The sequence below is a fragment of the Streptomyces sp. BE20 genome (assembly GCF_036322525.1).
In the GTDB taxonomy this organism is placed as follows: domain Bacteria; phylum Actinomycetota; class Actinomycetes; order Streptomycetales; family Streptomycetaceae; genus Kitasatospora.
Map to the genome: position 1 here is coordinate 1 of NZ_JAQYWW010001130.1, position 8,943 is coordinate 8,943.

The 8,943-nt window shown below is 74.9% G+C and carries 1 protein-coding gene and 1 pseudogene; both read right to left on the reverse strand.

The genetic code is table 11. From position 1 onward, the window contains the following. A pseudogene (locus PUR61_RS34785) lies at positions 1 to 4,209 on the reverse strand (type I polyketide synthase); the annotation flags it as partial. Between the two features lie 53 nt (positions 4,210 to 4,262). Next, a partial coding sequence (locus PUR61_RS34790) for an SDR family NAD(P)-dependent oxidoreductase (protein ID WP_443035292.1) occupies positions 4,263 to 8,943 on the reverse strand: 4,681 nt, incomplete at its 5' end.

The following is an 8,943-nucleotide window of genomic DNA, read 5'->3' on the forward strand; positions in this document are numbered from 1 at the left end:
CACCGCCGTCACCGGCTCGTCCCGCAGCGCTGCGGCGACCGCTTCCGCGTCCGCCACGTCACAGGCCACCGCCCGCACCTTCGCCGAAGCGAGCTCCTCGACCAGCCCGGCATCCCCACCGGAACGGGACAGCAACAGCAGGTCACGGACACCGTGCGTCTCGACCAGATGCCGGGCGACCAGGCCACCGAGCGTGCCGGTCGCGCCCGTCACCACCACCGTGCCGTCACCGAACTCCACCGGAGCGGACGCGGAACCCGACAGGCGCACCAGACGCGGCACAGTGACCACGCCCTCGCGCACCAGCGCCTGCGGCAGCGGATAGAACACGTCCTCGGACGCGTCCACCAAGTGGAGCCGGTCCGGGTACTCGGCCTGCGCCGACCGCACCAGACCCCACAACACGGCACCGTCCGCATCGGCGATCTCCGCACCTTCCGCACCGAACGTCCGCACCACCAGGCGCGAATCCGACCACGCCGCATCCGCCAGCCACGCCTGAAGCAGCACCAGCAAAGCGGCAGCCCGCTCCCGGGCCGCACCCGCCGCCGTCGCATCCACCAACAGCACCGGCACCGGCACCGGCAGCGCGTCACCGAGACGCATCACCGCACCCGGCACCTCACCCGACACCTCCTGCGGGGCCCAGTCCACGGCGTAGAGCAGACGCTCGGCCGCTCCGCCGCCCAACTGGCCGGCCGCGACCGGCCGCAGGGTGAGCCGGTCGACCCGGGCGACCGGCAGGCCGGTCGGGTCCGCCAGATCGAGTCCCACCGTGTCGGTGCCGCTCCGGGCCGTCAGCCGCACCCGCAGCGAGGTACCGGCGGCCGGGGCGAACCGGTGGACCCCGGAGAACGCGAACGGCAGCAGCAGCCCGTCACCGGACAGCAGCGCCGCCGGGCCGATCGTGTGCAGGACCGCGTCGAACAGCGCCGGGTGCAGCCCGAATCCGTCGTCCGGCGCGTCGGTCCGCACCTCGGCGAACACCTCCTCGCCGCGCCGCCACAGCCGGCGCAGGCCCCGGAAGGCCGGCCCGTAGTCGAGGCCGGCGTCCGCGAACGCCTCGTACAGCCCGGCCAACGGCAGCTCCTCGGCGCCGGCCGGCGGCCAGTCGACCAGGTCGGCGTCGACGTCGGCGGCTTCGGCGGCGGAGAGGACACCGGTGGCGTGCAGGACCCACGGCTCGCCGTCGTCGGCGCGGGAGTGGATCGTGACCGGGCGTCGGCCGTCCTCCTCGGTCACGGTGAGCCGGAGGGTCACCGTGCCGCGCTCGGACAGGGTCAGTGGCGCCTGGAGCAGGAGTTCGTCCAGCGCCGGCGCGCCGGCGCGTTCGCCGGCGGCGAGCGCCAGCTCGACCAGCGCGGTTCCCGGCAGCATGGCGCGGCCCAGCACGGTGTGCTCGGCCAGCCAGGGCTGGGTGGCCGCGGTGAGCGTTCCGGTGAGGACCACCGTGGCGGTGTCCGGGAGGTCGACCGCGGCACCGAGCAGCGGATGACCGGTCGGGTCCAGGCCGAGGCCGTGGGCGTCGCCGCCACCGGGGCGCGGGCGGGGCCAGAGCCGGCGGTGGGTGAACGGGTAGGTCGGCAGGTCCGCCCGGCCCGCCCCGCCGACGACCGACCGCCAGTCGACGTCGGCGCCGTCGACGAACAGCGTGGCGACCGAGGTCAGGAGGGTCAGCGGCTCGGTGTGCCCGCGGCGCAGCGCCGGCACGGCCAGCAGCCCGGCGTCCGCCTCCTGGACCAGGGTGGTGAGCACCGCGTCGGGCCCCACCTCCAGGACCCGGGTGACCCCCTGGGCGGCGAGTGTGTGGACGGCGTCGGCGAAACGGACCGGGCGGCGGACCTGGTCGACCCAGTAGTCGGGGTCGGTCCATTCGCCCCCGGCGACCGCCGCACCGGTGACGGTGGAGACCGCGGCCACCCTCGGCTCGGCGAACGTCAGCCCGGCGGCCTCCTTCGCGAAGTCGGCGAGCACCGGCTCCATGAGCCGGGAGTGGAAGGCGTGGCTGGTCCGCAGGCGGCCGGTCTTCCAGCCGCGCTCGGCGGCGGCCGTCGCGGCCCGCTCGATCGCGGCGTCCGATCCGGAGAGCACGACCGCGCGGGGCCCGTTGACGGCCGCCACGTCGATGTCCCCGCACGCCGCCCGGACGTCGGCCTCGGCGGCGCGCACCGTGAGCATCCCGCCCCCGGCCGGCAGGGCCTGCATCAGCCGACCGCGTGCGGTGACCAGCCGGGCCGCGTCGGCCAGGGTGAGGACCCCGGCCACGTGGGCGGCGGTGATCTCGCCGACCGAGTGTCCGGCGACCACGTCCGGCCTGACGCCCCAGTGCTCCAGCAGGGCCGACAGCGCGACCTCGACGGCGAAGAGGGCGGGCTGCGCCGTCCCGGTCCGGTGGATCCCCTCCTCGTCGTCGAGCAGGTCGTGGGCGGGCAGGCCGAGCGCGGCGCACACGGCGTCGAACGCGGCCGCGTACACCGGGAACGCCGTGTGGAGCTCGCGGCCCATGCCGACCCGCTGGGCGCCCTGGCCGGTGAAGACGAGGGCGAGCCGGCCGGGGCGTGCGGTGCCCCGGACGGTGCCGCCCTCGGACAGCGCGGCGGCCAGTGCGGGCCGGTCCGGGCCGAGGGCGACGGCCCGGTGCGGCAACCGGGACCGGTCGGCGAGCGTACGGGCGACCGCGCCCGGCTGCACGTCCGGACGATCGGTGAGGAACGCGGCCAGTCGGCGGGCCTGGGCGTCCAGCGCGGTCTCGTCGGCCGCCGCGAGGACGACGGGGACGACGGGGGCCGCGGGGGTGGCCGGCAGAGGCGTCTCGGTCGGGGCGGCGGCCGGCTCGGTGGCCGGTGCGGCTTCGAGGATGACGTGGGCGTTGGTGCCGCTGATCCCGAACGAGGACACCGCCGCCCGGCGCGGCCGACCGGTCGCGGGCCAGTCACGCGCCTCGGTCAGCAGCTCCACCGAGCCCGCCGACCAGTCCACGTGCGACGACGGCTCATCCACGTGCAGGGTGCCGGGCAGCACGCCGTGCCGCATCGACTCCACCATCTTGATGATCCCGGCCACACCCGCCGCCGCCTGCGTGTGACCGAGGTTCGACTTCACCGACCCCAGCCACAACGGCTCGTTCTCCGCACGGTCCTGGCCGTAGGTCGCCAGGAGAGCCTGGGCCTCGATCGGGTCGCCCAGCGGCGTGCCCGTGCCGTGGGCCTCCACCACGTCCACGTCGCCGGTGCCGAGCCGTGCGTTGGCCAGCGCCTGGCGGATCACCCGCTGCTGCGAGGGGCCGTTCGGGGCGGTCAGGCCGTTCGACGCGCCGTCGGAGTTCACGGCACTCCCCCGGACGACCGCGAGGACCGGGTGGCCCAGGCGCTGCGCGTCCGAGAGCCGCTCCACGAGCAGCATGCCGACACCCTCGCCCCACCCGGTACCGTCCGCGCCCTCGGCGAACGACTTGCACCGGCCGTCGGGCGCCAGGCCGCGCTGGCGCGAGAACCCGATGAACGTGTTCGGGGTCGCCATCACGGTGACGCCCCCGGCGAGCGCCAGCTCGCACTCCCGGTTCCGCAGCGCCTGCACCGCCAGGTGCAGGGCGACCAGGGAGGAGGAACACGCGGTGTCGACGGTGAGTGTCGGCCCCTCCAGACCGAAGGTGTAGGCGACCCGGCCGGACGCGATGCTCCCGCCGGTGCCCAGGAATCCCTCGGCCGCCTCCGCCGAGTTGCCCATCACCAGCGCGTAGTCGTTGTACATGACGCCCGCGAACACACCGGTCCGCGAGCCACGCAGCCCCAGCGGGTCGATCCCCGCCCGCTCGAACGCCTCCCACGACGTCTCCAGCAGCAGCCGGTGCTGCGGGTCCATCGCCAGCGCCTCACGCGGCGAGATCCCGAACACCGTCGGGTCGAAGTCGGCGGCCCCGGACAGGAATCCGCCGTCCCGGGAGTACGACGTACCCGGGTGGTCGGGGTCGGGGTGGTAGAGGTTCTCCACGTCCCAGCCACGATCGGTCGGGAACGTCCCGATCGCGTCCCGGCCCGCAGCCACCAGCTCCCACAGGTCCTCGGGCGAACCGATCCCGCCGGGGAACCGGCAGGCCGTCCCGACGATCGCGATCGGCTCGGACGCGGCCTGCTCGGCCCCGCGGAGCTGCTCCCGGGTGTCGTGGAGCTCGGCGGTGACTCGTTTGAGGAAGTAACGCAGCCGATCCTCGGGGACCCGGCCTGGCTCGCTCATGTGCTGTTGCCTCTCGTTGCTGCGGCGGGTCAGGAGATTCCGAATTCCTTGCCGATCAGGTCGAACATCTCGTCGTCGGTGGCGGCTTCCAACTCGTCGACGAGGACGGCGCCGCCGGTGCCGCCGGTCGGCACCGTGTCCGCGCCCTGCCAGGCGGCGAGCAGGCCGTGCAGCCTGGCGGTCACCCGCGACCGCTCGTCGTCACCGGCCGACGCCGCCTGCAACCCCTTTTCGAGCCGGTCGAGTTCGGCCAGGAGGGCCGCCACCGAGGAGACCGTGGCGGGCCTGAGCCGCTCGGCGAGGTGAGCGGCGAGAGCGGCGGTGTTCGGGTAGTCGAAGACCAGCGTGGACGGCAGTCGCAGGCCCGTCACGGCCATCAGGCGGTTGCGCAGGTCGACCGCGATGAGCGAGTCGAAGCCCAGCTCGCTGAACGGCCGCGCGACCGGGACGGCGGCGCCGGAGTCGTACCCCAGCACGGCCGCAACCTGACCCTGGACGGCTTCGAGCACGATCCGGTCCTGGTCCTCGGCGGGCAGGCCCTCCAGGCGCCGGCCCAGTGCCGGCCCCGCCGACACGTCCCGGCGGCTACGCGGTGCGCGGACCAACCCGGCCAGCAGCGGGGGCAGCAGGCCGACCTCGGCCGCCTGGCCGAGCGCGGCCGGGTCGAGGGCGAGCGGGGCGACCAGCGGCTCGCCGGTGCCGAGCGCGGCGTCGAGCGCGGCGAGGCCCTGTTCCGCCGTGAGCGGCAGGACACCGCCGCGCCGCATCCGCTCCCGGTCGGCGTCGGTGAGGGACTCGCCCATCCCCGCGTCCCACAGGCCCCAGGCGAGGGAGGTCGCGGGGACTCCCCGCGCGCGCAGCTGGGTCGCGTAGGCGTCCAGGAAGGCGTTGGCCGCGGCGTAGTTACCCTGACCGGCGTTGCCGAACAGACCGGCCGCCGAGGAGTAGAGGACGAAGGCGCTGAGCGTCCTGCCCTCCGTCGCGGCGGCGAGGTTGCGCGCGGTGTCGACCTTGACCCGGAACACCGTGTCGAGGCGCTCGGGCGTCAGATCGGCGAGGAGGGCGTCGTCCAGCACACCGGCGGCGTGGATCACCGCGGTCACCGGCTCGCCCCGCAGCGCTGCGGCGACCGCTTCCGCGTCCGCCACGTCACAGGCCACCGCCCGCACCTTCGCCGAAGCGAGCTCCTCGACCAGCCCGGCATCCCCACCGGAACGGGACAGCAACAGCAGATCACGAACACCGTGCGTCTCGACCAGATGCCGGGCCACCAGCCGACCCAGGGTGCCGGTCGCACCCGTCACCACCACCGTGCCGTCACCGAACTCCACCGGAGCGGACACGGAACCCGTCACCCGCACCAGACGCGGCGCGGACACCACGCCCTCGCGAACGACGGCCTGCGGCAGCGGATAGAACACGTCCTCGGCCGCGTCCACCAAGTGGAGCCGGTCCGGGTGCTCGGCCTGCGCCGACCGCACCAGACCCCACAACGCGGCACCGTCCGCATCGGCGATCTCCGCGCCTTCCGCACCGAACGTCCGCACCACCAGGCGCGAATCCGACCACGCCGCATCCGCCAGCCACGCCTGAAGCAGCACCAACAGCGCGGCCGCCCGGTCCCGGGCCGCACCCGCCCCCGTCGCATCCACCAACAGCACCGGCACCGGCACCGGCAGCGCGTCACCGAGACGCATCACCGCACCCGGCACCTCGGCCGCCACCTCCTGCGCGGCCCACTCCACACCGAACAGCAGTCGGTCGGCGAGGCCGCCGAACTGACCGGCCGCGACCGGCCGCAGTGCGAGGCTCTCCACGGCCGCGACCGGACCACCCGACGAGTCGGTGAACGTGAGCCGGACCGTGTCGGTACCGGGCGCGGGAGCGATCTCGACCCGGAGGCTCGTCCCGGCCGGGCCCGCGACCCGGACCCCGGAGAAGCCGAACGGCAACCGGACACCGCCGTCGACCGGGAGCGCGCCACCCGCGCCGATCGCGTGCAACGCCGCGTCGAACAGCGCCGGGTGCAGCGCGTACCCGGCGGTCGCGTGATCGAGCTCGACCTCGGCGAACACCTCCTCGCCGCGCTTCCAGACGCCCTTCAGACCCTGGAACGCCGGCCCGTACTCCAGCCCGGCGGCTGCCGCCGCCGGGTAGAAGCCGGCGACGTCGATCTCGTCCGCGCCCGCCGGCGGCCAGACCGCCGCCGCGGCGGCGGTGTCCGGGAACGGCTCGGCGGCGTCGCTCAGCACGCCCTCGGCGTTGAGCACCCACGCGGCGTCGTCCTCGTGCCGGGAGTGGATCGTCACCGCGCTGCGGCCGTCCTCGGGCGCGGCCAGGGTGACCCGGACCTGGGCCCCGTCCTGGTCCCCGAAGGTCAGCGGGGCCTGGAGCAGCAGTTCGTCCAGCACCGGAAGCCCGGCCTGCTCCCCGGCGGCGAGCGCCATCTCCACCAGTGCCGTGCCCGGGACGACCGTACGGCCGGAGACCGCGTGGTCGGCCAGCCACGGGTGCGTACGGGTCGAGAGCCTTCCGGTGAAGACACTGTCACCGGAGGGAAGTTCGACCGCGGCGCCGACCAGCTGGTGCCCGGTGCCGACGAGGCCGAGGCCGACGGCGTCACCGGTGGAACCGGTCCGGGGCCGCGGCCAGTACCGGCGGTGCCGGAAGGCGTAGGTGGGCAGGTCGGCGCGCGGGCCGGTGCCGAGCACCGAGCCCCAGTCGACGTCCTGGCCCTCCACGAACAGCGCCCCGACTGCCGTGAGCAGCGCCATGACCTCGTCCCGGTCACGGCGTAGCGCGGCGACGGAGGTCAGCTCCGGACGCAGTTCGCCGATCAGTGCGGTGAGGACGCCGTCAGGGCCCAGTTCGAGCACACGGCCGGCGTCGAGAGCGGTGACGGCGTCGGCGAAGCGGACCGGCTCGCGGACCTGCCGGACCCAGTACTCCGGGTCCGACCACTGGCCGGGTGCCACCGGGGCACCGGTCACCGTGGAGACGGCGGGGGTCACCGGGTCGGCGAAGCCGAGCGTCCCGACGATCGTGCGGAACTCGTCGAGCATCGGCTCCATCAGGCGGGAGTGGAACGCGTGGCTGGTCCGCAGCCGGGACGTCTTCCAGTCCCGGTCCGAGGCCAGTTCGGCGATCCGCGCGATGTCGCCCTCCGCGCCGGACACGACCACGGCGTCCGGTCCGTTCACCACGGCGACGTCGATGTCGGGGAACGCCTGGCGTACCTCGGCCTCCGAGGCCCCGACGGCCAGCATCGCCCCGCCCGCCGGGAGGGCCTGCATCAGCCGGCCCCGGGCGGCGACGAGCTTCGCCGCGTCGGCCAGGGTCAGGACCCCGGCGGCGTGGGCGGCAGCGATCTCACCGACCGAGTGACCGGCCACGACGTCCGGCTCCACGCCCCACGAGCGGACGAGGGCGAGCAGCGCCACCTCGACCGCGAAGATCGCCGGCTGCGCCCAGCCGGTCAGGTCCAGCCGCTCCCGGTCCTCCAGGACCTCCCGCAGCGGGAGGCCGAGCACGGCGCACACCTCGTCGAAGGACGCGGCGAACACCGGGAACGCCTCGTACAACTCCCGGCCCATACCGGCCCGCTGGGACCCCTGACCGGTGAACACCACGGCCAGAGCGGCGCGGTGCGCCTCCCCGAACCGCGTCCCGGCCCCGGGTTCGTCGCCCGAACCGACGCCGGCCAACGCGCGGTCGAGCGCGGGGTGGTCGGTGGCGAGGAGCAGGGCACGGTGCCTCAGGGCCGCTCGACCGGCGAGGGCCCGGCCCACCCGGTCCAGCGACAGGTCTGCCGTGTCGGCGGTGCGCAGGCGGGCGGCGTAGGCGTGCAGCGCGTCCGGGTCCGCCGCGCTGAGCACGATCGGTGTCACCGGAAGGCTCCGACCCGACGCGGCGGCCGGGGAACTCGGAGCCACGGCTTCGAGGATGACGTGGGCGTTGGTGCCGCTGATGCCGAACGAGGACACCGCAGCCCGGCGCGGCCGGTCGGTGGCCGGCCAGTCGCGGGCCTCGGTCAGCAGCTCGACCGCACCGGCGGACCAGTCGACCTGGGAGGACGGCGCGTCGACGTGCAGCGTGCCCGGGAGGATCCCGTGGCGCATCGACTGCACCATCTTGATGATGCCCGCGACACCTGCCGCCGCCTGCGTGTGCCCGAGGTTCGACTTCACCGAACCCAGCCACAGCGGCTCGTTCTCCGCACGGTCCTGGCCGTAGGTGGCGAGGAGCGCCTGGGCCTCGATCGGATCACCGAGCGAGGTACCCGTCCCGTGCGCCTCAACTGCGTCCACGTCCCGCGCCGTCAGACCCGCCGACTCCAGCGCCTGGCGGATCACCCGCTGCTGCGAGGGGCCGTTCGGGGCGGTCAGACCGTTGGACGCGCCGTCCTGGTTCACCGCACTGCCCCGCACCACCGCCAGGACCGGGTGACCCAGACGCTCGGCGTCCGCGAGCCGCTCCACGAGCAGCATGCCGACACCCTCGCTCCACCCGGTGCCGTCCGCGCCCTCGGCGAAGGACTTGCACCGGCCGTCGGCCGCCAGACCCCGCTGCCGCGAGAACCCGACAAAGGTGTTCGGCGTCGCCATCACGGTGACACCACCCGCCAGCGCCGCGTCACACTCCCCGCTGCGCAGCGCCTGCACCGCCAGGTGCAGAGCGACCAACGAGGACGAGCACGCCGTGTCGACCGTG